At 71.5% G+C, this 24933-nt stretch carries 20 protein-coding genes and 1 pseudogene; 12 read left to right on the top strand and 9 right to left on the bottom strand.

What is annotated here, in order from left to right:
- The first annotated feature begins 7 nt into the window (after nt 1-7).
- From AB0B35_RS22885 to AB0B35_RS22855, 7 genes are all read left to right on the top strand, one after another.
- A complete protein-coding gene (locus AB0B35_RS22885; RefSeq protein WP_361048693.1) occupies nt 8-1018 on the top strand; it encodes a hydroxyacid dehydrogenase in 1011 nt (336 codons plus the stop codon).
- Entirely contained in the window at nt 1015-3027 is a 2013-nt protein-coding gene (locus AB0B35_RS22880) for a DUF2264 domain-containing protein (RefSeq protein ID WP_361048691.1), read from the top strand. Before AB0B35_RS22885 ends, AB0B35_RS22880 begins: the two co-directional genes overlap by 4 nt.
- Complete coding sequence (locus AB0B35_RS22875) at nt 3024-4292, top strand: extracellular solute-binding protein (protein ID WP_361048689.1); 1269 nt, start codon at nt 3024-3026, stop codon at nt 4290-4292. Before AB0B35_RS22880 ends, AB0B35_RS22875 begins: the two co-directional genes overlap by 4 nt.
- Before the next feature lie 50 nt (nt 4293-4342).
- Nucleotides 4343-5284 (top strand): sugar ABC transporter permease, encoded by a 942-nt coding sequence (locus tag AB0B35_RS22870; protein WP_360525111.1) that lies wholly within the window; start codon nt 4343-4345, stop codon nt 5282-5284.
- On the top strand, nt 5281-6144 hold the full coding sequence (locus tag AB0B35_RS22865; protein WP_361048687.1) for a carbohydrate ABC transporter permease: 864 nt from the start codon (nt 5281-5283) through the stop codon (nt 6142-6144). The genes AB0B35_RS22870 and AB0B35_RS22865 overlap by 4 nt, the downstream gene beginning before the upstream one ends.
- A 5-nt stretch (nt 6145-6149) precedes the next feature.
- Entirely contained in the window at nt 6150-6794 is a 645-nt protein-coding gene (locus AB0B35_RS22860) for a DUF624 domain-containing protein (RefSeq protein ID WP_361048685.1), read from the top strand.
- 350 nt (nt 6795-7144) lie between these two features.
- The gene (locus tag AB0B35_RS22855; RefSeq protein ID WP_360525126.1) at nt 7145-7633 is read left to right on the top strand and encodes a hypothetical protein; all 489 of its coding nucleotides are present in this window, start codon (nt 7145-7147) and stop codon (nt 7631-7633) included.
- 263 nt (nt 7634-7896) lie between these two features.
- Here AB0B35_RS22855 and AB0B35_RS22850 read toward each other — a convergent pair.
- From AB0B35_RS22850 to AB0B35_RS22840, 3 genes and pseudogenes are all read right to left on the bottom strand, one after another.
- Nucleotides 7897-8127 (bottom strand): annotated as a pseudogene (locus AB0B35_RS22850) (NAD(P)-dependent oxidoreductase); the annotation flags it as partial.
- A gap of 161 nt (nt 8128-8288) precedes the next feature.
- Nucleotides 8289-8954, bottom strand: coding sequence for a response regulator transcription factor (locus tag AB0B35_RS22845; protein WP_361048683.1), 666 nt, complete (start codon nt 8952-8954; stop codon nt 8289-8291).
- Nucleotides 8942-10273: a sensor domain-containing protein gene (locus AB0B35_RS22840; protein ID WP_361048681.1), complete on the bottom strand. Its 1332-nt coding sequence runs from the start codon at nt 10271-10273 to the stop codon at nt 8942-8944. Before AB0B35_RS22840 ends, AB0B35_RS22845 begins: the two co-directional genes overlap by 13 nt.
- Before the next feature lie 327 nt (nt 10274-10600).
- Between AB0B35_RS22840 and AB0B35_RS22835 the strand changes: the two genes are divergently transcribed.
- Nucleotides 10601-14326: a S8 family serine peptidase gene (locus AB0B35_RS22835; RefSeq protein WP_361048679.1), complete on the top strand. Its 3726-nt coding sequence runs from the start codon at nt 10601-10603 to the stop codon at nt 14324-14326.
- Between the two features lie 52 nt (nt 14327-14378).
- Here AB0B35_RS22835 and AB0B35_RS22830 read toward each other — a convergent pair whose 3' ends face one another.
- Nucleotides 14379-15785, bottom strand: a complete 1407-nt coding sequence (locus tag AB0B35_RS22830) for a family 43 glycosylhydrolase (protein WP_361048676.1) — start codon at nt 15783-15785, stop codon at nt 14379-14381.
- Nucleotides 15786-15975: 190 nt separating this feature from the next.
- On the opposite strand from AB0B35_RS22830, the gene AB0B35_RS22825 reads away from it, so the two are divergent.
- Entirely contained in the window at nt 15976-16968 is a 993-nt protein-coding gene (locus tag AB0B35_RS22825; RefSeq protein WP_361048674.1) for a winged helix-turn-helix domain-containing protein, read from the top strand.
- A gap of 100 nt (nt 16969-17068) precedes the next feature.
- On the opposite strand, the gene AB0B35_RS22820 is transcribed toward AB0B35_RS22825, so the two are convergent.
- The 3 genes from AB0B35_RS22820 to AB0B35_RS22810 all read right to left on the bottom strand — a co-directional run bounded on the left by AB0B35_RS22820 (nt 17069) and on the right by AB0B35_RS22810 (nt 19960).
- On the bottom strand, nt 17069-18136 hold the full coding sequence (locus AB0B35_RS22820) for a hypothetical protein (protein ID WP_361048672.1): 1068 nt from the start codon (nt 18134-18136) through the stop codon (nt 17069-17071).
- A 52-nt stretch (nt 18137-18188) separates the two neighbouring features.
- Nucleotides 18189-19178 carry an NAD(P)-dependent alcohol dehydrogenase gene (locus AB0B35_RS22815; RefSeq protein WP_361048670.1) on the bottom strand — a complete coding sequence of 330 codons (990 nt, stop codon included), beginning with the start codon at nt 19176-19178 and terminating at the stop codon, nt 18189-18191.
- A gap of 86 nt (nt 19179-19264) precedes the next feature.
- Entirely contained in the window at nt 19265-19960 is a 696-nt protein-coding gene (locus tag AB0B35_RS22810) for a TetR/AcrR family transcriptional regulator C-terminal domain-containing protein (RefSeq protein ID WP_361048668.1), read from the bottom strand.
- Between the two features lie 153 nt (nt 19961-20113).
- Here AB0B35_RS22810 and AB0B35_RS22805 point away from each other — a divergent pair, with 153 nt between their 5' ends.
- Nucleotides 20114-20659 carry a sigma-70 family RNA polymerase sigma factor gene (locus tag AB0B35_RS22805; RefSeq protein ID WP_361048665.1) on the top strand — a complete coding sequence of 182 codons (546 nt, stop codon included), beginning with the start codon at nt 20114-20116 and terminating at the stop codon, nt 20657-20659.
- Nucleotides 20660-20667: 8 nt separating this feature from the next.
- On the top strand, nt 20668-21852 hold the full coding sequence (locus tag AB0B35_RS22800; protein WP_361048663.1) for a CU044_5270 family protein: 1185 nt from the start codon (nt 20668-20670) through the stop codon (nt 21850-21852).
- A gap of 80 nt (nt 21853-21932) precedes the next feature.
- Here the strand turns inward: AB0B35_RS22800 and AB0B35_RS22795 are convergent, their stop codons facing one another.
- Together AB0B35_RS22795 and AB0B35_RS22790 are read right to left on the bottom strand one after the other, a co-directional pair.
- Entirely contained in the window at nt 21933-23048 is a 1116-nt protein-coding gene (locus tag AB0B35_RS22795) for a DNA alkylation repair protein (RefSeq protein WP_361048661.1), read from the bottom strand.
- 104 nt (nt 23049-23152) lie between these two features.
- Nucleotides 23153-23587, bottom strand: a complete 435-nt coding sequence (locus AB0B35_RS22790) for an SRPBCC family protein (RefSeq protein WP_361048659.1) — start codon at nt 23585-23587, stop codon at nt 23153-23155.
- Between the two features lie 75 nt (nt 23588-23662).
- Between AB0B35_RS22790 and AB0B35_RS22785 the strand changes: the two genes are divergently transcribed.
- Nucleotides 23663-24928: a serine hydrolase domain-containing protein gene (locus tag AB0B35_RS22785; RefSeq protein WP_361048657.1), complete on the top strand. Its 1266-nt coding sequence runs from the start codon at nt 23663-23665 to the stop codon at nt 24926-24928.
- Nucleotides 24929-24933: the final 5 nt, after the last annotated feature.

The following is a 24933-nucleotide window of genomic DNA, read 5'->3' as shown; positions in this document are numbered from 1 at the left end:
CCACCGCATGTACCGTCCGCAGGCACTGCTCGTGATGGGGCCCGAACCGTTCCGGCTCCAATTCGGGCCGCAGGAGCTGCAACGGCTGCGGACGCTCGCCGACCTCGGCGATCCGGTCTGGACCGACGACCTCGACGACCCGCACGTGCGCGCCCGCCTGGCCGACACCGAGGTGCTGCTCACCTCGTGGGGCGCGCCCCGGCTCACCGCCGACCGGCTGGCCGCCGCACCCCGGCTGCGGGCGGTGCTGCACTGTGCCGGAAGCGTGCGCAACCTCGTCTCCGACGAGCTCTGGCGGCGCGGCATCCTGGTCACCAGCGCCGCCGAGGCCAACGCCACCCCGGTCGCCGAGTACACCCTCGCCGCGATCGTGTTCGCGGGCAAGAAGGCACACGTGCTGGCCGCCGAGTCCCGGCTGCGCCCGGCGAACTGGGACGCCGTGCACCACCGCGAGGACCTGTCCAACTACGGGCGCACCATCGGCATCGTCGGCTTCTCCCGCATCGGCCGGCGCGTGCTCGAACGGCTGCGGACCCTCGACACCGCACACGTGCTCGTCACCGACCCGTACGCCGACCCGGCGGCCGTCGCCGCCGCCGGGGGCCGCCTCGTCGAGCTCGACGAGCTGCTGACCAAGTCCGACATCGTCTCGCTGCACCTGCCCGAGCTGCCGCAGACCCGGCACGCCATCGGGGCCCGGGAGTTGGCGCTGCTGCCCGACGGCGCGACCGTCATCAACACCGCCCGCGGCGCCGTGATCGACACCGCAGCCCTGGAACGTGAATGCGCCACCGGCCGGCTCAACGCCATCCTCGACGTGACCGACCCCGAGCCGCTGCCCGCCGGATCGCTGCTGGCCCAGCTGCCCAACGTCATGATCACCCCGCACATCGCCGGGTCGCTCGGCTCCGAGACCCGCCGCCTGAGCGCCCAGGCCCTCGACGAACTCGACCACTTCGTCCACGGCCGCCCCCCGATCGACGCCGTCACCAGCGAAGCGATGGAAGTGATCGCATGATCTCTCCTTATACCGGTTGGACCCGCGCCGAATGGGCGGCGCTGGCCGACCATCTGCTCGAATCGGCCTGGCGGCACGCCTCGCCGACCGGCGCGCGGATCACCCCGCCCGGCGCGCCCGGCGGTTACGGCACCGCCGTCGACGGCCTCGAAGGCTTCGCCCGCACGTTCCTGCTCGCCGGGTTCCGCATCGCCGGCGAACACGGCCGCGACCCCGGCAACCTGCTGGAACGCTACGCGCAGGGCATCGCCGCGGGCACCGACCCGCACTCGCCCGAACGCTGGGTGACCCCGCGCGAGCACGGCCAGGCCAAAGTCGAGGCGGCGTCGATCGCGCTGATCCTCGACCTCACCCGGCCCTGGCTGTGGGACAACCTCGACCCCGGCGTGCAGGCCCGGGTCGTGGACTACCTCGCCCAGGTCGTCGGCGACCACACCTACCCGCAGACGAACTGGGTCTGGTTCCGCATCGTCGTCGAGCAGTTCCTCGCCTCCGTCGGCGGCCCCTGGTCACCCGACGACATCGCCGCCGACCTGGCCCGGCACGAGTCGTTCGCCCGCGACGGCGGCTGGTACTGCGACGGGCCTGAACGCAGCTACGACCACTACGCGGGCTGGGCGCTGCACCTGTACCCGATCCTGTGGAGCCGGATGACCGGCGCGCAGGCGCAGGCCGCGCCGCTACTGCCCGAGTACACCCGGCGCCTGGACCGCTACCTGCTCGACGCGGTGCGCCTGGTCGGCGCGGACGGCTCGCCGCTGATCCAAGGCCGCAGCCTGGCCTACCGCTTCGCGGCCGCCGCCCCGTTCTGGGCCGGTGCGATCGCGGGAACCGACGCGCTCGCGCCGGGTCTGCTGCGCCGGGCCGCGTCCGGGATCGTCAAGCACTTCGCCGACCGCGGCGCACCCGATGAGGACGGGCTGCTCACCCTGGGCTGGTACCACCCGTGGCGGCGCATCGCCCAGCGCTACTCCGGGCCAGGCTCGCCCTACTGGGCGTCCAAGGGCCTGCTCGGCCTCGCCCTGCCCGCCGAGCATCCGGTGTGGACCGCCGTCGAGCAGCCGCTGCCCGTCGAGCAGGCCGACCAGCTCGCCGTCATCACCGCCCCCGGCTGGGCCCTGTCGGCGACGGCGGCCGACGGGGTCGTCCGCGTCTACAACCATGGCACCGACCACGCCCGCCCCGGCGACCGCAGCACCGACTCGCCGCTGTACGCCCGGCTGGGCTACTCGACCGCGACCGCGCCCGCGATGGACGACGACGGCTGGGACTCCCCGCTGGACCAGTCCGTGGTGCTGCTCGACGCGCACGGCGAGGCGACCCACCGCAGCGGCTTCACCACCCTCGACGTACGGGAACGGGACGGCGCCGCGGTGCTGGCCTCGCGGGCCCGCTGCCACTGGGTCAAGCCCGACCGCGACGCCCCGGACCACGGCTCCGGCTATCCGGGCGACGCCATGGACGCCGCCACCGTCACCACGGTGTCGGTGGTGCGCGGCGCATGGGAGGTGCGTTTGATCCATGTCGATCCAGCCGGTGCGCCCGGCTGGGAGCAGGTCACCGCCGTACGGGTCGGTGGCTGGCCGGTCCCGGCGACCGCCGGCGACCGGTCGAGCCGACCCGCGTCGGACCCCGCGGGCCGCCCCGTCGCCGAGGCCCTCGGCACGACGCTCACCTCGACCGCGGTCGGCCTGCACGGCCTCGACGTCGCGGGCGTGCACACCGTGCACGACGCCACCCCGCTGACCGAGCACACCGCCATCCCCTGGCTGCAGACCAGACCGGGGCAGGCGGCCTGGCACGTCGCGGCGTTCGCGCTCAACGGCGGTGACCGGTGGCCGCTGGCACAGATTTCGGGACCCGAGGACGCGCCGGTCGTCCGGGTCACCTGGCCCGACCAGGCCACCACGACGGCGGCGCTGCCCGTGCCGCCGACCGGCCCGCACCACCACGCACAGAACAGATCCTCCGCCGCGGGAGCGGCCGTCCTTAGGAAGGAACGTTCGTGAAAAGAAGGAAGATGCTGGCAGCGGTCGGTCTGGCGATGGCAGTCGCGCTGCCGCTGACCGCGTGCGGCTCCGGTGACGACAGCGCCGAGAGCGGCCCCGTAGAGCTGACCGTCGCGGTGTGGAGCCTCGCCTCCACGCCCGAGTTCCAGACCCTGTTCGACGCCTTCCACCAGGCGAACCCCGACATCACCATCAAGCCCGTCGACATCCTCGCCGCCGACTACCCGACCAAGGTCACCACGATGCTTGCCGGGGGCGACACCACCGACGTCATCACCATGAAGACGCTGGCCGACTACGTGCGCTTCGCCGGGCGCGGCCAGCTCAAGGACATCAGCTCGCTGGCGACGTCGGCCGACGCCGGCAAGCTCGCCGGGCTGGACCAGTACAAGCAGGACGGCGACAAGTACTACGCGCTGCCGTACCGGCAGGACTTCTGGGTCCTGTACTACAACAAGAAGATGTTCGACGCCGCCGGCCAGCCGTACCCGACGAACCTGACCTGGGACCAGTACGTCGAGCTGGCCAAGAAGCTGACCACGGGCAGCGGCGAGAAGAAGGTCTACGGCGCCTACCAGCACACCTGGCGCTCGATCGTGCAGGCGATCTCCGCCGCGCAGACCGGCGGCGACCAGCTCGGCGGCGACTACAAGTTCTTCGCCGACCAGTACAAGACCGCGCTGGCGCTGCAGGAGGCCGGGGCAACGCTGGACTTCGGCACCGCGGTGACGCAGAAGACCGGATACGCCTCGATGTTCGAGTCCGGCAAGACCGCGATGCTGCCGATGGGCACCTGGTACATCGCCAAGGTCCTGTCGGAGAAGAAGAAGGGCACCACCGACGCCGACTGGGCCATCGCGCCCCTGCCGCAGCGCACCGGCTCGGCCGGGATCACCACGTTCGGCGCGCCGACCGCGTTCGCGGTGAACAAGAAGGCCAAGCACGCCGCGGCGGCGGAGAAGTTCGTCCAGTTCGCGGCCTCGGCCGCGGGCGCCAAGGCGATCGCCGGCATCGGCGTGGTCCCGGCATACTCCAGCGACGAGATCCGCTCGCAGTACTTCGCGCTGCCGGGTATGCCCACCGACGAGCTGTCGAAGAAGGCCTTCACCCCCGACAAGATCAACCCTGAGATGCCGGTCAGCGACAAGACCGCCAAGGTCGACACCATCCTCAACGAGGAACACCAGCTGATCATGACCAAACAGAAGTCGATCGACGACGCGATCAAGGAGATGGAGACCCGCGTCAAGAACGAGGTCAACTGACGCAGCTACGCGGGGACGGCCGCCCGGCCGTCCCCGCCCGGGAGGACGAGATGGCAGACCTGCTCACCGCGACGCCGGCGACCGCGAGCGCCGCGCCCCCGCCGCGGGCCCGCGACAGGCGGCGTGCCCGGCGCAACACGCTCATCGGCTGGAGCTTCATCCTGCCGAACTTCCTCGGCTTCGCCGTGCTCACCCTCGTGCCGGTGCTCGCCGCGTTCGCGCTGTCGTTCATGGAGTGGGACTCCTACAACCCGCCCGAGTGGGTCGGCCTGGACAACTTCGAGCGGCTGCTCAACGACGAATCCACCAAGATCGCGCTGCGCAACACCGCCTACTACGCCCTGGGCCACGTGCCGCTGACCATGCTCGCCGCCCTGGGCCTGGCCCTGCTGCTCAACCGGAAGATCGCCGGCCTCGGCTTCTTCCGGGCCGCGGCGTTCTTCCCGTACGTCACCTCGCTGGTCGCCGTCGCCATCGTCTGGAACATGCTGTTCAACCCCGAGTTCGGGCCGGTCAACCAGTTCCTGCAGTTCCTCGGCGTGGACAGCCCGCCCGGCTGGACCACCAGCACCACCTGGGCCATGCCCGCCGTCATCCTCACCAGCGTCTGGCGCGACATGGGCTACTACATGGTGCTGTTCCTGGCCGGGCTGCAGGCGATCCCCGTCGAGCAGTACGAAGCCGCCAAGGTCGACGGCGCGAGCACCTGGCAGCGCTTCCGCGCGGTCACCCTGCCCGGCCTGCGGCCGGTCACCTTCCTCGTGCTCGTCCTGCTGACCGTGCAGAGCTTCAAGGTCTTCGACCTCATCGTCGTCATGACCGACGGCGGCCCCGGCCGCGCCACCCTGGTGCTGTCGCAGCAGATCTACCGCCGCGGCATCGTCGAGGGCGAGTTCGGCTACGCCTCGGCGATCTCGTTCGTGCTGTTCCTGCTCGTGCTGGTCCTCACCCTCGCCCAGTTCTGGTTCAACAACCGCCGGGAGCGCCGATGACCACCGCCGACACGGCTGCCGCCCCGCGCGTACGCGGCCCGCTCGCCCTCGCCCGCCGGATCGCCCTGTACGCGGTGCTGGCCCTGACCGCGCTGGCGATCCTGGTCCCGTTCCTGTGGATGGTCAGCGCCTCGCTCAAGCGCAACAACGACGTGTTCACCATCCCGATCCAGTGGATCCCCCAGGACTTCCAGTGGGACAACTTCACCGAGATCTGGACCCGGGTGCCGCTGTCGACCTACCTCGGCAACACCGTGTTCCTCAGCCTGGTCATCACGTTCCTGCAGGTGCTGACCGGCAGCTTCGCCGCGTACGGGTTCGCCAAGGTGCGCTTCCGCGGCCGGGACACGCTGTTCGTGCTGTACATCGCGACCATCGCCGTGCCCTGGCAGGCGTACATGATCCCGCAGTACATCATGATGCAGAAGGCGGAGCTGACCGACACGTTCCTGTCGCTGATCCTGATCCAGGCGTTCGGCGCGTTCGGCGTCTTCCTGATGCGCCAGTACTACCTGACCATCCCCGACGAACTGTGCGAGGCCGCCCGCGTCGACGGCCTGTCCGAGTACGGCATCTGGGCCCGGATCATGCTGCCGCTGTCCAAGCCGGCGCTGGCCAGCCTGGCCCTGCTGACCTTCGTCAACACCTGGAACGACTACATGGGTCCGTTCATCTACCTGACCAGCAACGACCTGTGGACGATCCAGCTCGGCCTGCGTTCGTTCGTCGGCCAGTACGACGCCGACTACGCGATGATGATGACGGGCTCGGTGCTGTCCATCCTGCCCATCACGATCATCTTCCTGCTCGGCCAGCGGCACTTCATCCAGGGCATCGCCTCCTCCGGCATGAAGGGCTGACCGCCATGCGCCTGCTCGCCCGCCTGCCCTACGACACCGTCTTCGGCACCGTGTACGCCGGCCTGAAAATCAACCTCTGCCTCGTCGCCACCTGCCTGCCCCTGCTGACGGCTCTCGCCCTCAGCGGCGGCAGCCCCCTGCAGGCCTGGCCGTTCTACACCGCGCTGTCCGCACTCTGCGGCCCGGCCGCCGCCGCAGCCTTCGCCGCCTTCCAGGCGCTGTCCGAAGGCGAACACCACGTCGGCCGCACCTTCTGGACCGCCTACCGCGCGACGTTCGCCCGATCCCTGGCGATCGCCGCCGCCGCGGCCGCCGCCGTCATCGTGCTCGCCGCCGACTTCCAACTCGCCCTCGGCAGCCCCTTCGGCGCGGTCACCCCGCTGCTTGCCCTGCTCATCGCCCTGGTCGCCGTCACGGTCACCGCCCTCCTGGCCGCCGACGCCAAACCGACCTGGCGAACAACCCTGGCCTGCGCCTACCTGTCGATCCGCCACTGGTACCTGAGCCTGGCCAACCTCGCGATCCTCGGCATCCTGGCCGCCGCAGTGGTCGCCAAACCCGCGATCGGTCTGTTACTCCTGCCCGCTCCTGCCCTCTACGCCGTCTGGGCCAACACCCGCCACCTCACGGCAGTTCTCACCCGCGGCTAGCGCAAGGGCATGGGCGCCCTCACCTTTGCGCGGGCATCCCGTATTGCATTGCCCTGAGTTCGCGACCTTTGAACGGACGTCGAGCCTGAACTCGCCACCATCTCATGCTGCCGTCGAAGCCGGTGCTACGGACCTGCCCGAATGGCCTTCAACGCCATTCGGGCTGGCAGCGTCGAAACAGTAAACGCCTGCTACCTGTCGGGTGGATGAGTCATCCATTGCAGACGGGGATGTACTCGATTAGTGCCGGTCAAGGACAATCTCAAGACGCTCAGGAATTCGATGCGTGCCAAGATGGCTGAGTACAACAAAAACCATCCGAAGGACCCGGTAACCGGAAAGAGGACAGGGTGCTAGAAGCTGGCGAGTTTGAAGTCGCAATTAGCCGGCTTGCGCTTTGTCTCGGCGAAGCCGGTCCAGAGAACCTTGATGATGAGCATCAGCGGTGGGAGCTCTACAGAAAGGCAATGCAAACCGGCACCTGCCGCGAAGAGTTGCTAAAAGCTGTGTCGCTAGACCCCGATGTCGTGCTCGGCACAGGTGTGGCATTGCATATGCTCGAAATTGAGGACCCTAATTCTAGGCAAGACTGGATAGGGATACTGAGGGACGATCATCAGCGGGAGTATGCATTCCGGCGAGCGCGGGAGGTCGAAATCCTCGAAGCGTTTGGAAATATCTCTGGCTTGAGTGGGGATGTTGTCGAGACTTGGTCCGACTGGTTGCAGATTCGGCTGGCAGAGGTTTCGAACGTCACCGAGGTGCTGGAGTTACTGGCGAAATTTGGAAGAACCAAACGAATTAGGCGAATAGCATCAGCGAGGCATAAGGTGCGATAGTTCCACAAGGGCCATGGGTCGAGTTGTAGTTGTCCAGAACGGAAGGCGTGAAGCTGGTGCCACGCGGCTGGGCCGGTACTGTTTGGCGGCGCCAGCCTAGAGGCGGTAATCCTTGACTGCGTACCGGCTTTCTGCTCGGCTGGTGGTGGGCCGACCAGGTCGCGGTCAAGGAACGCCGCGAACCCTGGCCCGGTCAGGCGCTGGAGGCGAGGCGTTCGGGCCGCACCGGGTGCGCGAACGGCAGTCCCGCTGTAGGTGGTCGGCAGCTCGAGGGCGTGGACGCTGACCACGTCGCTGTGGGCGCATAGGTCGTCGAGGCCGCCGGCGCGGACGCCGAGCGCCGCGGCGTCGGCGGGGTCCAGGAGCGGGTCATACACCAGGACTGTGAGATCGTACGGCAGCAGCAGTTCGATGAAGCGGCGGCCGATCCGCGATGCGCCGATGATGCCGATGGTGCGCCGGTAGTTGCCGACGTGCGGCAGTTCGGCGCGCCGGTCGACGCGGACGGCACGGGCGTCCCGCGCGACGAAGCCATCAAGTAGGTCAGGTTAATGCTGGCGCAGTGGTTCGGCCTCGAACCGTCCTCGATGCCGAACCACTTCCGTGGCCTGTTACGCCGCACGAACTTGCCGAACCGCCCTGACCTCGGACCGGTTCAGCGTTCCGGGTTCGAGCGCAGGTACGCGAGCACGGCCAGGACCCGCCGGTTGGTGTCGTCGTCGGGTGGGAGGCCGAGCTTGGCGAGGATGTTGCCGACGTGTTTGCCGACGGCGGCCTCGGTGACCGTGAGCCGCCGGGCGATCGCCGCGTTGGAGTGGCCCTCGGCGACCAGCGCCAGCACCTCCCGTTCGCGGCCGGACAACTCGGCGACCGGGTCGCGGCGGTGGGCCAGCAGCCGCCGCACCACGTCGGGGTCGATGACGGTGCCGCCGCCGAGCACCGAGCGCAGCGCCCCGACGAAGTCGGCGATGTCGACGACCCGGTCCTTGAGCAGGTAGCCGACCCGCCGCCCGTCGCCGCTGTCGAGCAGCCGGGACGCGTACTCGGCCTGCACGTACTGGCTGAGCACCACGACCGCGCGGCCCGGGTCCGCTGCCCGCAGCGCCAACGCGGCGCGCAGTCCTTCGTCGGTGAAGCCGGGCGGCATGCGGATGTCGGTGATCACGAGTTCGGGGTTCTCGGCGGCCACGGCGGCGAGCAGCGCGTCGGCGTCGCCGACCGCGGCCACCACCGTGAACCCGAAGCGCTCCAGCACCCCGGCCAGGCCCTCGCGCAGCAGGACCCCGTCCTCGGCCAGCACGACCCTGGTCACGGCAGGCACGGCAGCTCCACCCGTACGAGCGTAGGGCCTCCGGCCGGGCTGGACAGCAGCAGCCGACCGCCCACCGCCGCGACCCGGTCGGCCAGGCCCGTCAAGCCGCTGCCGCGAGCCGGGTCCGCCCCGCCTTTGCCCTCGTCGCGTACCTCGACGACCAGGACGTCACCGTGCCGGGCGAGCCGGATCGCCGCCGCCGCGGCCCCGGCATGCTTGGCGACGTTGCCCAGCGCCTCGGAGGCGGCGAAGTACGCGGTGTTCTCCACCCGCGACGGGTAGCGATCGGCGACGTCCGGTTCGACGGTGACCGTGACGTCGAGCGGGCTGCGGTCGGCGAGGTCGCGCAAGGCGGCGGGCAGGCCGAGGTCGGCCAGCGCCTGCGGGCTGATGCCGTGCACGAGGTCGCGCATCAGCACCATCAGATCCTTGGCCTCGGCGTGCGCCCGGTCCAGTGCCTGGGCGGCAGGGGTGTCGTCGGGCAGGTCCAACCGGGCGACGCCCAGTTGCAGGGTGAGGCTGGTGAGCCGGTGCTGCGCGACGTCGTGCAGGTCGCGTTCGATGCGGCGGCGTTCGGCGTCGAACGCGTCGACCAACCGGGTCCGCGACCGGGCTACCTCCCGCAACTCGGCCTGCCCTCCGCCGCCGAGCAGCACCCTGGCCGTGGCCGCGTGACCGGCCGCGACCAGGCCGGTCAGATAGGCCAGCGCGGGCAGCAGGGCCAGGCCCAGCAGCGCGACCGGGATCGCCTGAGCGGGCGTGCTCGCCTGCCACGGGCCCAGGTTGATCGCGCTGTCGATCCCGTAGCGGCCGTCGGCGTTCCGGGGCACCAGCAGCGGGCTGATGATCAGAGTGCCGACGATGAACGCGGTGAAGGCCAGGGTGGCGTACACGAGTGGGGCCACCGTCGCCAGCAGTACCAGGTACAGCAGCTCACGCCAGGCGGCGGGCTCGGCGTAGCGGGCGGCGAACCAGGACGCCACGTTGCCGGCCCGGGGCAGGTGGTCGACCGGGCGCGGGTCGACGATGCCCACGCGGCGACGTTCCAGTGCGGCGAACGGGGCGGCCAGCAGCGTGCCGAACATGGCGAGCCCGGCTGTCGTGAGCCCCGACACCAACACCAGCGGCGCGGTGTGCAGCCCGCCATGGGAGAGCTGCACGAGCCAGCCGGCCCACGGCAGCGTGATCGGCGACAGCAGCAGCGCGGCGACGCCGAGGACGGGCAGCGCGGTCAGCACGGACAGCAGCGCGCGCCAGGGCCACTCCGAGATCAGGTAACGGGGTGAGGTGAGGGCGGCGAAGAGGTGATGTGGCTGCTCAGAGGGCATGTGGACACGCTAGCCAGCGGGAGCGGCCCGGCCCAGCCGCCCAGCGGGCCGAACCGAGGTAGTGCCAGGCATACCTGGCGTGGGCGGCGATCGCTCCGACCTCCTCAAGACCGTCGGACTTGCCGGGCAGGTGTGCGTATCTTGAGGCCGGTTTCGCCCGAGTGCCTGGCAAGTCCGACGATCATGACGTGCTGGACGTCGACCCGGCGAAAGCGGGTGGCGCGAAGGGGCGAGTCACATCTGCGCCATCGCCGACCTGTCCCGTGTGGCCTGCGACGTTGCGACGATCTTCGGGCGTTCACCCCCCGCACGAACGGAGTCCGCCTCGTGGCAGCACTTCCCTCACCGAGACGCCGCGCCCCCGCGCACGCCCTGCTGGCGATCACGCTGGTCCTGGGCACGATCTCGGTCACATCCCCAGGCAGCGCCGTCGCTGCCGGGCCCGCCGGGAAAGCCCCGGTCAAGCCCAGCGGTTCGCACACCATCACGCTGATCACCGGCGACCGGGTCACCGTCACCGCGCTGCCCGGCGGCCGCACCACCACCAGCGTCCGCAGCGCGCACGGCGGCCCGGCCGGCGCGCATGTGCTGACCTACGGCACCGACACCTACGTCTACCCGGACGCGGCCGCGCCGTACGTCGCCGCGGGCCTGCTAGACGAGCGGCTGTTCAACGTCACCGACCTGATCGCCGACGGCTACGACGACGCCCGCCGGCCTCAGTTGCCGCTGATCGTGCAGTACGCCGACGGCGCGACCGCCCGCCGGACGCCGCTGCCCGGTTCGGTGCAGGTACGCGGCCTGGACAGCGTGCACGGCGCGGCCGTCGAGCAGCAGCGCGGCGACGCCGACCGGTTCTGGGCGGCACTGACCGCCTCGGCCGCCGCCAAGCGCGCCGACGCCCGGCCCGCGCTGGCCGGCGGGGTCACCAAGGTGTGGCTGGACGGCAAGGTCCGCGCCGCACTGGCCGACACGACCGCGCAGATCGGCGCGCCGCAGGTCTGGGCGGCCGGCAACACCGGCTCGGGAGTCGCGGTCGCGGTGCTCGACACCGGCGTCGACGTCACCCACCCGGACCTGGCCGGCCAGATCGCGCAGACCGCCAGCTTCGTACCGGGGCAGGAGGTGACCGACAAGCACGGCCACGGCACCCACGTCGCGTCGACGATCGCGGGCACCGGCGCGGCGTCGGACGGCCGGGAGCGCGGCGTCGCCCCCGGGGCACGCCTGCACGTCGGCAAAGTCCTCAACGACCTGGGCGAGGGCCAGGACTCCTGGATCATCGCCGGGATGGAGTGGGCCGCCCGCCAGCAGGGCGCCAAGGTCGTCAGCATGAGCCTGGGCGGCGCGCCGACCGACGGCACCGACCCGCTGAGCAGCGCCGTCAACGAGCTCAGCGCCCAGACCGGCGCGCTGTTCACCATCGCGGCCGGCAACTCCGGCCCGGACATGCAGACCGTCGGGGCGCCCGGCGCCGCCGACGCCGCGCTCACCGTCGGGGCGGTCGACAGCCTCGACCGGCTCGCGTTCTTCTCCAGCCGCGGCCCGCGCCGCGGCGACAACGCCCTCAAGCCCGACATCACCGCGCCCGGCGTCGACGTGTACGCGGCCCGCTCGCAGCAGTCGAGCGAGGGCGAGGGCCTGTACACCACGATGAGCGGCACCTCGATGGCGACGCCGCACGTCGCGGGCGTGGCGGCGCTGCTGGCGGCCGCGCACCCGGACTGGACCGGGCAGCGGCTCAAGGACGTGCTGATGAGCACGAGCCGCAACTCCGAGCGGATCGACCCGTACTTCGAGGGCATCGGGCGGGTCGACGCCGTCGCGGCGACCGGCGCGACCGTGTTCGCGACCGGCACCGACTTCACCGACCTGGCCTGGCCGTACCAGCCGGGGCAGCGCGTCGACCGCAAGGTCGTCTACACCAACACCGGCGACGCGCCGGTGGACCTGGACCTGGCGGTCCGTGCTCCGACCGCACCGGCGGGCCTGTTCACCCTCGACACCCCGCGGGTCACCGTGCCCGCGCACGGCACCGCCGAGGCGACCATCCACATCGCCCTGGACAGCGCGCAGGACGACACCTACGCCAACGCAGCGGTCGACGCGACCGGCCCCGGCGGGCAACGGCTGCGCACCCTGGTCGGGCTGAACAAGGAGGGCGAGCGCGCCGACCTGACGTTCCAGACCCGCGACCGCGCCGGGCGCGGCCTGGCCGGGGTGATCCTGCTCAAGGACATCACCCGCAACACCGTGCCGAAGCTGTACACGGTGGACGGCACCGGCCGGCTCACCGCGAGCCTGCAGCCGGGCACCTACAGCGCGATCATGCATGCGGACCTGCCCGGCATCGCCGGACCGCACTCGCTGGGCCTGGGCGTGCTGCTCGCACCGGAGATCGTGCTGGCCGGCGACCGCACCGTCGTGCTCGACGCCCGGCAGTTGCGTCAGGTCGCCGCCGAGGTGAAGACGCCGACCGCGCGGGCCGAGGTGCGTATCGACTACGGCCGCACCTACGGCGACCTGTCGCCGTTCTTCGACAACTACACGGTCCACAGCCGCTACCACGGCATCTGGGCCACCCCGACCGGCCGCGCCGTCAAGCAGGGCGCGTTCAGCCTCGGGTTCCGGTGGAGCCTGGTCGAGCCGCCGCTGACCATCAGCGGGCACGGGCAGCGCTACGACGACCTGCTCATGCAGACCGCCTCGCGCAGCCTGCCGGACGGCCGCGAGCAGCTCGACCTCGCCTACGCGGGCCTCGGCACCGCCGCCGAGCTGCAGCGGGCCCGGGTCCGCGGGAAGATCGCCGTGGTACGGCACCGGGCGGGCGGCGACGTCGTCGCGCAGGCCGCCGCGGCCGCCGCGGCCGGGGCGCGGATGATGCTGCTGGTCAACGACGGCGACGGCCGCCTGGACGCCTGGTACGAGCTGGACAACCCGAACCCGGCGCTGCCGGTCGCCGCCATCGGCCGCGACCAGGGCGAGCAGCTGATCACGCAGCTGGCCAAGGGCAGGCAGCGCTACGGCGTCGAGTCCCACCCGGTCCCGTCCTACGTGTACGACCTGGTCCACCGCTACCGCGGCGTGGTCCCGAAGGACGTGTCCTACCGGCCCGGCCCGCGTGACCTGGCCCGCATCGACGTCGCCTACCGCAGCCCGGTGCCCGGCTCGGGGCTGGGGCTGCGCTACGACGTGTCCCCGGACCAGCCGGGGTCGGCGCTGGGCGGCGCGGTGCTGCCGGTGCCCGCGCAGGGCGCCCGCACCGACTGGGTGTCGGCCGACCACGGCAACCAGTGGTTCGAGCAGGCCACCGTGCAGCCGCTGACGTTCTCGTCGGAGCTGCTCGGCTACCGGCCGGGCAGCCGCAGCCAGGTGCGCTGGTTCGCGCCGGTCGGCCGGCCCGCCATGCTGCAGGACAGTCTCGTGTCGGGCCGCCCGACGATGCTCGGCAACGACCTGATGGTGTGGGCGCTGCCGAACTGGGGCGACTCCGACCCGCACCACCAGGCACTGGTCTGGGAAGGGGAGATCAGCCAGAAGACCAGCCTGTACCAGGGCGACGAGCTGATCGCCGAGAACCCGGGCAGCAGCATGTACGGCACTCTCGCGCCCGGCCCGCGGCCGGTGCGGCTGATCACCGAGACCAGCCAGTCGGTGGTGTCGCCGTACTCGGTCAGCACCCGCACCGAGTGGACGTTCCCGTTCACCGGGGCCGCACCGGACGAGATCCGGCGGCTGCCGCTGATGGGCGTGCACTACACGGTCGACACCGACCTCGCGGGCCGGGCCGACCGCCGCGCCCGCCTGGCGGTGACCGCCCGGCAGTTCGAAGGCGTCCACCAGGGCGGCAAGGTCGGCAAGGTCGAGCTGGAGGTGTCGTACGACGACGGCCGCACCTGGCAGCGCGTGCCGCTCGACCGGCGTGACGGCTCCTGGCAGACGACCCTGCACGCGCCGGGGTGGGCGAAGTTCGCCTCGATCCGCGTCAGCGCCGCCGACTCCGCCGGCAACACGGTCACCCAGACCGTCGTGCGGGCCTTCGGACTGCGCTAGTTTCCGGGTCTGGGAGAGCCGCGTCGCCCCGGCTCTCCCAGACCCATTCCGATCAGACCCGGGTGATGCGGATCGCGTCGGCGATGACCAGGCCCGTGCCGTTGGTCCAGCGGCTCACGGCCACCTTGTTCTCGTCCCCGGCGGTCAGCGTGAAGGTGCCCAGCGTGCGCCACGAGCCGCCGTTGAAGCGCTGATCGACGTTGACCGTCTGGTTGCCGCTCGCGGTGACGATCACGTACGGCGCCTTCGTGCTGTACCCGGACAGCGAAGGCCACCACGCGTCGACCCGGTACGTGCCGGTCTCCGGGATCGCGAACCGATACCAGGCCGCGTCACTGGCCGACACCGGTTCGGCGAACCGGTAGTCGGCCCCGTGGCGCTGCACCGAGTACGACGACACGCCCCAGTTCGCGCTCGCCGTGAACCGCCCCTCGGTGGTGTTGTCGACGATCGCCGACCAGGCCGTGGACGGGTTGTCCGGGTCACCCGACGGCGGCGTCAGCGCCGCGCCGAGCGCCACCGGGCGGCCGAGGTTCGGCGTGCCGTCGCCGTTCCAGGTGATCTTCTGCGCTCGGGTGGTGCGGCCCGCGTACGTGTACGCCGACGTGGTCTTGCCGTGGTAGACGATCCAGTCCTCCGTTCCGTCCGGGGACTTGAAGAAGCCGTTGTGCCCCGGGCCGTACACGCCCGCGGCGTCGTTGCGCCAGAACACCGGCCCCGCGTGCTGCACCCAGTTGCCCGCCACCAGCGGGTCCGCCCCGTCGGCGATCGACTTCATCCACAACTGGTAGTCGGGCTTGCCGGTGTCGCAGGTGGAGTACACGAGGAACAGCCGCCCGTTGCCGCGCAGCCCGACCGCGCCCTCGCGCACCTCGGTGCAGCCGCCGCCGGCGGGCAGCGCCATCCGGGAACCCGTCGTCGACCAGGGCGTGTCCATGCGCTGCAGGTAGATCTGCGCCGGGCCGCCCATGCCGCGACCGGGACCGCTCCACGCGAAGTACATCTGCCCGTTGTGCACGAACGGCTCACCGTCGATCGCGTACTCGCCGTGGTCGGCGATGCGGGCCTTGAAGTGGTACGGCCCGAGCGGGTCGTCGCCGTCGGACTCGATCACGTACGTGCGGTGGTTGGCGTCCACGCCGTTGCTGGCCGTGTAGTAGACGTACCAGCGCGGCCCGAACCGGTACAGCCCAGGGGCCCACATCTGCTGGTTGCGGCTGGGATCGCTGTCGCGCCACACGGTGGTCTCACCGGCCGTGGCCAGGCCCTTCAGCGTCGGCGACTTCCAGATCCCGATCCGGTCCCCGAGCGTGGTGGCCAGGTAGTAGTTGCCGTTGACGTAGGTCAGCGTCGGGTCCGCGCTGCCGTTGAGCGGGTTGGTGAACGTGCCCGCCGCCAGCGCGGGCGCGGCCGGAACGAGCAGCACGAGGGTCAGGAACAGCAGAGCCAGGCGTCGCATCGGATCAGCTCCCGTCGTCGGATGGTGCAGCGTGGTCGCGACAGAGCATGCGACCCGCCCGTCCGGCGGAGCCAGTCGCTTCGGGCAGGACCGAAGCGTGCTCCGGCAGCAGCGGTGATCGCCGCATGTGCATCATTGATTGCCCGTATTGCCGGTCTCGCGGTAGAGTCCGCGCAGCGGAGGCCCGACCATGCTGCGTATCCACTTCACCGCCGCAGACCTGGGCTCGCTGCGGCTGGCCGCAGGCGCCGATCCACTGTGGGAATCCCTGCTCAGCCAGCACGCGCTGACCGGCGGGCACGCCCCGGCCGCCCTCGGTTCGTGGCGGCGGCGGGCGATCGCCCGGCTCACCCCCGAGATGCGGGAGCTGCTGAGCCTGGCCCCGCCCACCGGCTACTCGCCGGACTTCCTGACCCCGACCAGGGGCCTGCACGACATCGACGACGCGCTCGACGCGGGCCTCGGCGAAGTGCTGGCCACACCGGTCGAGCACCTGCGCGCGGACCTGCGCCGGGTGCCGGCGCGGCACTGCCCGCGTGAGCGGGCGGAGCGGCTGGCCGACGGCGACCGCACGGCGGTGGCCGCGCTGGCCTCGGCGATGCGCGCCTACTTCGAGGCGGCGCTCGCCGCGCACTGGGAACTGATCTCGGGACAGGTCGCCGGGGCACGGGCGCGGGCAGCCCGGTTCCTGGTCGACGGCGGCGTCGACCGGCTGCTCGCCACACTGCATCCGACGATCCGGTGGGACGCGCCGACCCTGCACGTCGCCTACCCGGCCGACCGCGACATCCACCTCGCCGGGCGGGGGCTGGTGCTGCTGCCCTCGTACTTCTGCCGGGGCACGCCCGTCACGCTGCGGGCGGCCGACCGGCCGCCGGTGCTGGTTTACCCGATCGACCACGATCCCGACTGGGACGCCGAACGGATGCCGCCACCGGACGGCGAGCTCGTCGCGCTGCTGGGCAACACCCGCGCCGCGGTGCTGCGGGCGGCGCAGTTGCACCCGCACGGCTGCACCACCACCGAACTCGCCCGCCGGGTCCGTATCGCGCTGTCCAGCGCCAGCGAGCACGCCACGACGCTACGGCGGGCCGGCCTGCTGCGAACCCGCCCATACGGCCGCCACATGCTGCACGTCGTCACCCCACTGGGCCGCGCCCTGCTCACCGGCCGCCCCCGATGAAAGGAAGGGCACCTTCACATCGCTATGCGTTGTGGAAGGTGCCCTTCCCAACGTCAATCGGCCGCTGCCTGCGGGAACGACCGCCGCACCAGGGTGAGGATCAGCGGCGGCGCTGCCACCAGCGGCGCTTCACCGGCGCCGTGGGTTCGTCCGTGTCGTCCTGCTCGGCGCGGTCCAGCACCGCCTGCGCCACGGCCCGGTCGACGGACTGGCAACCCGGCGTGACCAGCATCAGCTTCGCCAGCGACTCCTCGATGGTGACCGCGCGGCGCGCCGCGACGGCCGCGTCGAGTCGCGCCCGGACCAGCACGCGCACCTCCTCGCGTTGCTCCGGTGTCCGGTACGCGGCGGTGACGAGCGCGAACAGCGCGGCGTCGCTGACCCAGTCCTCGACCCCGAAGGCCAGGTCGACCAGCACCTGACGGCGGGTCGACGCCGGCCACGGCTCGTCGGTGGCGTGGTGCAGGATGCCCAGGCACACCCACGGCTGCATCAGCCGATACCAGTACGTCGGCGTCGAGGTGGCCAGGTGCTGCCAGCGCGCCGTGTCCGGCGGGCCGGGCAGGTGCGCGAGCAGCCCGAGCAGGTCCTCCAGCGGCAGCGCGCCGAGCGGCGCGGCCTGCGTGTATCCCGACAGCAGCGACGGCCAGGGCTCGTTGGCGACCTCGTGCAGCAGCGCGACCGCGGCAGGTGAGGGTGCCGCGACGGCGGGCAGCGGCTCGTCGCCGTCGTAGCGCCAGACCGCGTACCGGCCGGGCCGCACGGGCACCCGGATGTCGGGGTGCGGGAAACCGGCGACCTCGATGTGGACCGGGCCGGTGATCCGGCGGCACGCGGTGACGGCGCTGGCCGCCTCGCCCGCCGACAACCCGAGGCCGGTCAGGGTGAGTTCCTCGCCCCGCGCCCGGCGGCTGCCGACCTCGTTGGCGATGTTGGTGATCGCCTCGCTGGGCATCGGCACCCAGTTGAGCCAGTGCCGCTTGGCGCCGGCCATGGCGAACAGCACGTCGGTCGTCCCGCACTGGTGCGGATCGTCGTGCACCGCGACCAGGTCCGCCACATCGCCGTCGACGCGGAACCGCACCGCGTGCCGGGCGGCGTCGCGGTGCGGAAACGAGGGGTCGGCTGCCATCCGCCGCAGGTCGGCGTCAACGTCCTCCGAGAACATGGCGCGCAGCGTAACAATCTTGACCGACACCGGCGGGCCCCGCTTCGCGGTCTCATTCGACGGCGACCACCACCTTGCCGCGGGTGCGTCCCGTCTCGACATGGCGGATCGCCTCCGGCAGCTGCGCGAACGGGAAAGTGCGCTCGACGACCGGCTTGACCGTGCCGCTGTCGAACAGGGTGGTGAGTTCCGCGAGACCGCGGGCGCTGGCGGGGCCGATCGGAGTGCCGGTGACGGCGACGCGCTGGGAGGTGAGCCTGCCCATCAGGGTGGCGGCGATCATGTGGTCGACGGGTCTGGCCCACCGTCCCGCGTCGCCGCCCACGACGACGTAGGTCCCGGCCGGGCGCAGCACGCGCCGCGCGGCCCAGACCGACGGGCTGCCGGCGATGTCGACGAGCGCGTCGTGGTCGCGGACGATCCGGGTGAAGTCCGCGGTGGTGTAGTCGATGACCTGGGCGGCGCCGATGGACCGGACGAGTTCGGCGTTGCGCGCGCTGCACACGCCGGTGACCTCCGCACCCGCCGACCGCGCCAACTGCACCGCGAACGTTCCGACGCCGCCGGAGGCCCCGTTGACGATGACGCGCTGCCCGCTGCGCGCCCCGGCGTCGTCGCGGATCGCGACGAGCGCGGTCATCGCCGCCATCGGCACGGCGGCGGCCTGCTCGAACGTGAGGGAGCGCGGTTTGGCGGCCAGGTGGTCCTCGGGGACGCAGGTGTACTGCGCGAAGGCTCCGTGTTTCACGAGCGCGTAGACGTCGTCGCCGGGCCGGAAGCGGGTCACGCCCGGTCCGATCGCGACGACCTCGCCGGCGACGTCGCAGCCGAGGATCGGGTGGTTCGGGCGGCGTTTGCCGAAGCCGCCGCCCATGAACCGCGCGACGACCGGCTCGCCGCGCAGGTGGTGCCAGTCGTACGGGTTGATCGAGGTGGCGCGGACCCGGACGAGCACCTCACCGGCCCCCGGTGCGGGCTCGTTGACGTCGGTGAGGTGCAGATTCTCGGGCGGCCCGTAGGAGTAGAGCACGTACGCCTTCATCGAGGTCTCCTGACCTTACGTTGTAAGTCTTACGTTGTAAGGTAGCCTTACGCCGTAAGGCGGTCAATGGGGGAGAACCCGTAGGGTCAGCGCCGCCGGTCGAGGCCGTCGAGGAGCAGATCCAGTCCGAACTCGAACTCCGCCTGGTCGTCGCACCAGCCGATCGTCGAATCCGGATCGTCGTGCATGACCTCCGCCAGCATGCCGACCAGGTGCGGCAGCCGCCCGGCCATGCCGGCCAGCACCGGATCGGGCTCACCCGCGGCCGGCCCGGCACCCGGGGTGAACAACTCCTGGCTGAACCCGATCGCCCGGCTGCCCAGCGCGTGCATCGCGTGATGGGCCAGGTCGTTGGAGAACCCGCCGTCGCGCATGATGCCGACCAGGCCGTCGAAGTACAGCAGCACCTCAGGACTGGTCGCACTCCGCGACTCGAACAGCGCCGCCGCCCAGCGATGCCGCAGCAGCACCCGTCGCGCCGTCAGGATGCGCTCGCGGGCCGCGCTCCGCCAGGCCGCGCCGCGAGTCGGCTGCGTGAGCCGGCCGACCGCTTCGTTGATCTCCGCGGCGATGACGTCGACGACGCCGTCGAGGACCTGCTCCTTGTTGGCCACATGGTGGTAGAGCGACATCGCCTCCGCGCCCAGGCTCTCGGCCAGCCGACGCATCGTCACCGCGGCGATACCGCCCTCGTCGGCGATCTCGATCGCCGCCCGCAGCACACGGTCCCGGCTCAACGCGGGCCGTGACTCGGTGCGCTTGCTTCGGGTAGCCAACGACATCAGGCCCTTCACTCGCAGGTCATCGTACAGCCAAGGCTACGGGCGGCCGGTCGCGTGAAATCCGGCCGCAGATGATGATCGTCACGGCAGGCCTGTAATTCCCGGCGCGCGGTTCGACAAGTACCCGTCGACAGCGCGACTCACGGAGGTGCCATGCGAGAACGGCAAGAACGGCTGACGGAACTGTTCCGCCGACATGCCGACGACATCCACGCGTACGCGACCTGGCGCGTCGGCCGCCAGGACGCCCCGGACGTGGTCGGCGAGGTGTTCCTGGCCGCCTGGCGGTCCCTGGACCGGATCCGCAGCGGCGAGGAGCGCGGCTGGCTGTTCGGCGCGGCCCGCAACGTCGTGCTGGCCCGCCGCCGGCACGGGGCCGCCTCGGCCGCCCTGGGACAGCGCCTGGTCACCCTGGCCGTCGAGGAGTCCGAACGGGACGGACTCGCCGACGACGTCGCCCGCCGCGACCAGGTGTGCCGGGCACTGGACACGCTCGGCGAGCGCGACCGCGAAGTCCTGATCACCGCGACCTGGTTCGACCTGTCCCCGGCCGAGGCCGCCCGGGTTTTGGACATCTCCCGCCCGGCCTACCTGGTCCGGCTGCACCGGGCCCGCAACCGCTTCCGGTCGGCCTACCAGCAGGTCACCGACGCCGAAGGCAGCCACCCGTCGGCCGTCCGCAATCCGTTGGCAGCGTGAGGAGCGCCATGAACATCGACGAACTGGTACGCACCGCACGCCCGCGGACTTCGACCGGCTGGGCGGACAGCGCCGAGGGACGGCGCGTGCTCGACGGCGTTGTCGAAGCGGCCCCGGTCGGCCGAGCCGCCCAGGTCAAGGCCGGTCGGCCACGACGGCCGGCGCTGCGGATCGCCGTGGCCGCAGGGCTGCCCGCGGCTGCCTTGACCGCCGCGGTCGCGGTCTTCCTGGCCGGCGGCACCAGCACGACACCGCCGCGGGCCGAGGGCACACCATCGCCGCCCGGAGTCGACAGCACAGCACCGGCCTCCGCCGCAGCTCCGGCACCGCAGACGGCCCGGCAGTTCTTCCTGGTCGCCGCCGAACGGACCGAGGCGGGCGCCGCGACCGGCGGACGCTACTGGGTGCTGTCCAAAGAGACCGCCCAACCGCTGCGCGTCGGCCCGGCAGCCCGGCCGTACAACATCCGGTACGGGGTGGAGATCGCCTACTGGGACACCATGAGCACCGCGTACGGCAGCAAGGCCCTCAAGCGCATCGCCGGAGCCGCTCCGATCACCGCCGCGGACATCGCAGCCTGGGAGGCGGACGGCTCCCCGACGCAGTGGCCCATCGTCGACGGGAAGATCATCCTCACTCCCGATCCCGGGCCGTGGCGGCCGACGCTGGGCCGTCCCGAGCCCCGGGATTCCCGAAACGGAACACCCGCCCTGCCCACCTATGAGCTGGCCGGCGGCCAGGTCACCCTCGCCCAGCTGAAGGCGCTGCCCGTCGAACCGCGAGCGCTGCGGCACAAGCTGTCCGACATGCTCGGCCGCAGCGAGGTGCAGATCGCCAACGACCACACCCTGTTCGAGGCGGCGAAGCAGCTCGTCTCCGACCTGCCCGTGTCCCCGCAGGTCCGGGCGGCGGCATACCGGGTGCTCGCCGACGTCAAGGGCGCCACCGTGCTGGGCACCGTCCAGGACCAGCACGGCCGCACCGGCACCGCGGTCGGGTTCGTCCGCAAGGACGACGCGGGCAGGTGGGCCCAGACCCGCCTGATCGTCGACCTGACCACTGGCAAGGCGCTCGCCGAGGAGATCTGGGACCTCGGCGCGGGCCGCAAACCGGCCGCCACCGGCACCCTGCGCAGCAGCGACCTGGTGGTACGGGCCGAGTTCACCGACGAGGACCCGCCCGTGGTGAGCTGACGGCGACACGGGGGCGAGCGGTGATCGCCGCTTCGGGTCAAGGACTGTGGTCAGACCGCGGTCCAGATCCGAAGCAGCGATCATCCGGCGGTCGGTGTGCCTGCGCCGGCTCGGTCGCCGTCCTGCAGCGTGATCTCGGTTCCGGCCAGGATGCGGCCGTTGACCTGGATGTCGATGCGATGCGGGCCCGGGTACAGCCGGCGCACGCTGACGTGCTGGAACGTGTGGCGGCGGGTGATCTGGCGGGGCAGGCCCGGCTCGATGTCGGCCGTGGTCAGTTTGAACACCTTCGGCGCACGAGGCCCGCGCGCGCCCGCGTGGTGCACGACGTAATCGACGGCGGCCCGTACGCCGGTGTCCGCGGTGAGCGTGAACGCGATGGTGACCTGCCCGCCGATCGGCAGCGTGGCGGGCGTGACGGTCAGGCCGGTGACGGTGACGTCCGCGCCGTGGTCGAAGCCGAGCAGCCCGAGCGCCCCGGGATGGCCCTGCTTGACCAGCGAGCGCAGCGCGTGGCGGATCACCCAGGCGGTGCCGTCGCCGCCGCTCGCCGCCCAGCGCCGGGCCGTGGCGAGGGCGACGTCGGGGTGGTCCTTGGTGATGTCGTTGAGGTGGTTGGCGACCGAGCGCCGGACGTACAGCTCGGGGTCGTCGTGCAGCCGGTCGAGCACCGGGAGGGTGACCTGCGGGTCGGCCAGCATCGGCACCCGCGATGCCCACGGCAGCCGGGGCCGGGAGCCCTCCGAGGCCAGTCGGCGCAGGTGCTGGTCCGGATCGGTGGCCCAGGTGTGCAGCTGGGCGAGGGTGCGTTCGGGGTGCGCGGCCAGGTAGGGGCGGATCGCGAACTCGGCGGTGGCGTGCGGGGTCAACGCGGCGAGGGCGGCCAGCGCGTCGTCGGGGTGGGCCAGGCCGTGCACGGCGACGTAGTCGGTGGCGGGCCAGCCGCTCCACATGTCCAGCGGGGTCGCCGTGACGGCTTCGCGAAGGACGCGCGCGGCGTGCGGGAACGACTCGGGCAGGAACCGGGCGAGCTGCGCGGACACCGCCGACACGCGCTGCTTGAGCGCGAGCGGTTCCAGCCCCCGGCCGGCGGCGGCCCGGAAGTCCGCGGCGGGGAACGCGGGGTGGACCCGGGTGAGGGCAGCGGCCAGCCGCGTGATGCTGGCGTCGTCGATGTGGTCCTTGAGATCGGCCATGGCGGCTGTGTTCCCCTTCGTGCCCTGCTCGCTCCGGCACCCTGGTCGAGCCGGTGTGATCAGTAGACACGACCCCTCTGACATGCCCGGATACGGCGGCGTGGTCAGCGCGGGGCGAAGCGGGCTTCGAGCCGGTCGAGGCTGCCGGTGATCGCCCGGCGGTTGCGGCGCGGGAACCAGCTGACGCTGATCAGCAGCGGCACGCGCGCGGTCGACCAGTCGAACTCTTCGGTGACCAGCGTGGTCCCGTCGCCGGCCGGTTCCAGCCGCCAGCGCCAGCGGTGCCCGTTGAAGTGCCGCCAGGCGATCAGGCGGCCCTCCTCGAACTCGACCACCGTGTTGAGGATGCGGTAGCCCGCGCCCATGCGCATGTCCATGCCGAACTTCATCCCGAGCGCCAGCCGGCGCGGCGCGCCCCGGGCGGCCAGCACCGACCCCGACCCGTCGATGAGGGGGTGCTGAGCGGGGTCGGTGAGCAGTTCGAAGATCTCCGCCGGTGGGGCGGAGACGATCCGGCTCTCCCGGATGAGACGGCGCATCCGCGCACTCTATCGACCGGCCCGAGTTCACTGGTTGCACCCTTTTAGTTCGATCTGTACCGATACGATCCTGGGATGATCAGGTCGATGGCGGGAGCCGTCCGCCGCGCGGCTGTCGCCGGAGCCGCTGCGATGCTCGTGCTGGGCGGGTGCACCGTTGCCGCGGACGTGTCGACGGCGACGGTGGCACGGCCGATCCCGACACCACAGGCGCAGGGGATCGCCGACATCGTGCGCAAGGCGATGACGGACCAGTCGCTGCGGGCCGTCATCGTCAAGGTGACCAGGGGCGACGAGGTCGTCACGACCCAGGCGTTCGGCGAGTCCCTCGACGGCGTGCCCGCCACGACGGACATGCGCTTCCGCAACGGCGCGGTCGTGTTCGCGTACCTGGGCACGCTGCTGCTGCTGTTCGTCGAGGAGGGCAAGGCCAGACTCGACGACACCGTCGGCCGCTGGCTGCCGGAACTGCCCGAGTCCGGCAAGGTCACCCTGAAGATGCTGACCAACCAGACGACCGGCTACCCCGACTTCGAGACCGACCCGGGCTGGAACGCCGCGTTCAACGCCGACCCGTTCCAGTCGTGGACGTTCGAGCGGCGCCTGAAGTACGCGTTCTCCCGGCCGATCCAGTTCGCGCCCGGCACGAACTGGAGCTACTCCCACACCAACTTCATGATCCTCGGCGAGATCCTGGCGAAGATCGGCGGCAAGCCGCTGGACGTGCTGCTGCGCGAGAAGGTCATGGAGCCGATGGGTCTGAAGAACACCGTCGGCAGCCAGACCGGGGCCGTGCCCGAGCCCGCGCTGCACTCGTACAGCTCGGAACGGCGCGAGGCGCTGGGCGTCCCGCCGAAGACGGCGTTCTACGAGGAGGCGACGTACTGGAACTCCGACTGGGGCACCCCGGTCGGCGCCAACCAGACCTCGACCATCGACGACCTGGCGACCACCGCGATCGCCGTCGGCACCGGCATGCTGCTGTCGGAGGACAGCTACCACGCGATGACCGACCCGAACCTGCTGGGCTTCGGGCAGGCGCAGGCCGACTGCGCGCCGTCGTGCTTCAAGCAGATCGTCGGCTACAACTACGGCCTGGGCGTGGTCCGCTCCGGCGACTGGATCCTGCAGGACCCCCTGCTCGGCGGCTACAGCGCCACGGAGGCGTTCCTACCCCAGGAGAAGATCGGCATCTCGGTGGCCACCACGTTCCTGCCGGGCGCGTTCGACTGCAAGGGCGTCTACCCGAACTCCAGCGACATCGTGTTCCGGCTGATCGGCGCGTACGTGGCCCCGGACAACGCCCCGCCGATGCCGCCGCCGTACAAGAAGGCCTGCTGAAGCGG

Source organism: Catellatospora sp. NPDC049133 (assembly GCF_040648455.1).
Lineage (GTDB): Bacteria > Actinomycetota > Actinomycetes > Mycobacteriales > Micromonosporaceae > Catellatospora > Catellatospora aurea.
The sequence above is the reverse complement of the archived record's forward strand: the minus strand, read 5'-3'. Positions and strand labels throughout refer to the sequence as shown.

What these genes read in the sequence shown, in the direction of transcription:
- AB0B35_RS22830 (WP_361048676.1), bottom strand. Translation starts at nt 15,785, where the DNA reads ATGCGACGCCTGGCTCTGCTGTTCCTGACCCTCGTGCTGCTCGTTCCG.
- AB0B35_RS22880 (WP_361048691.1), top strand. Translation starts at nt 1,015, where the DNA reads ATGATCTCTCCTTATACCGGTTGGACCCGCGCCGAATGGGCGGCGCTG.
- AB0B35_RS22860 (WP_361048685.1), top strand. Translation starts at nt 6,150, where the DNA reads ATGCGCCTGCTCGCCCGCCTGCCCTACGACACCGTCTTCGGCACCGTG.
- AB0B35_RS22865 (WP_361048687.1), top strand. Translation starts at nt 5,281, where the DNA reads ATGACCACCGCCGACACGGCTGCCGCCCCGCGCGTACGCGGCCCGCTC.
- AB0B35_RS22870 (WP_360525111.1), top strand. Translation starts at nt 4,343, where the DNA reads ATGGCAGACCTGCTCACCGCGACGCCGGCGACCGCGAGCGCCGCGCCC.
- AB0B35_RS22805 (WP_361048665.1), top strand. Translation starts at nt 20,114, where the DNA reads ATGCGAGAACGGCAAGAACGGCTGACGGAACTGTTCCGCCGACATGCC.
- AB0B35_RS22825 (WP_361048674.1), top strand. Translation starts at nt 15,976, where the DNA reads ATGCTGCGTATCCACTTCACCGCCGCAGACCTGGGCTCGCTGCGGCTG.
- AB0B35_RS22840 (WP_361048681.1), bottom strand. Translation starts at nt 10,273, where the DNA reads ATGCCCTCTGAGCAGCCACATCACCTCTTCGCCGCCCTCACCTCACCC.
- AB0B35_RS22885 (WP_361048693.1), top strand. Translation starts at nt 8, where the DNA reads ATGTACCGTCCGCAGGCACTGCTCGTGATGGGGCCCGAACCGTTCCGG.
- AB0B35_RS22785 (WP_361048657.1), top strand. Translation starts at nt 23,663, where the DNA reads ATGATCAGGTCGATGGCGGGAGCCGTCCGCCGCGCGGCTGTCGCCGGA.
- AB0B35_RS22815 (WP_361048670.1), bottom strand. Translation starts at nt 19,178, where the DNA reads ATGAAGGCGTACGTGCTCTACTCCTACGGGCCGCCCGAGAATCTGCAC.
- AB0B35_RS22800 (WP_361048663.1), top strand. Translation starts at nt 20,668, where the DNA reads ATGAACATCGACGAACTGGTACGCACCGCACGCCCGCGGACTTCGACC.
- AB0B35_RS22810 (WP_361048668.1), bottom strand. Translation starts at nt 19,960, where the DNA reads ATGTCGTTGGCTACCCGAAGCAAGCGCACCGAGTCACGGCCCGCGTTG.
- AB0B35_RS22820 (WP_361048672.1), bottom strand. Translation starts at nt 18,136, where the DNA reads ATGTTCTCGGAGGACGTTGACGCCGACCTGCGGCGGATGGCAGCCGAC.
- AB0B35_RS22795 (WP_361048661.1), bottom strand. Translation starts at nt 23,048, where the DNA reads ATGGCCGATCTCAAGGACCACATCGACGACGCCAGCATCACGCGGCTG.
- AB0B35_RS22790 (WP_361048659.1), bottom strand. Translation starts at nt 23,587, where the DNA reads ATGCGCCGTCTCATCCGGGAGAGCCGGATCGTCTCCGCCCCACCGGCG.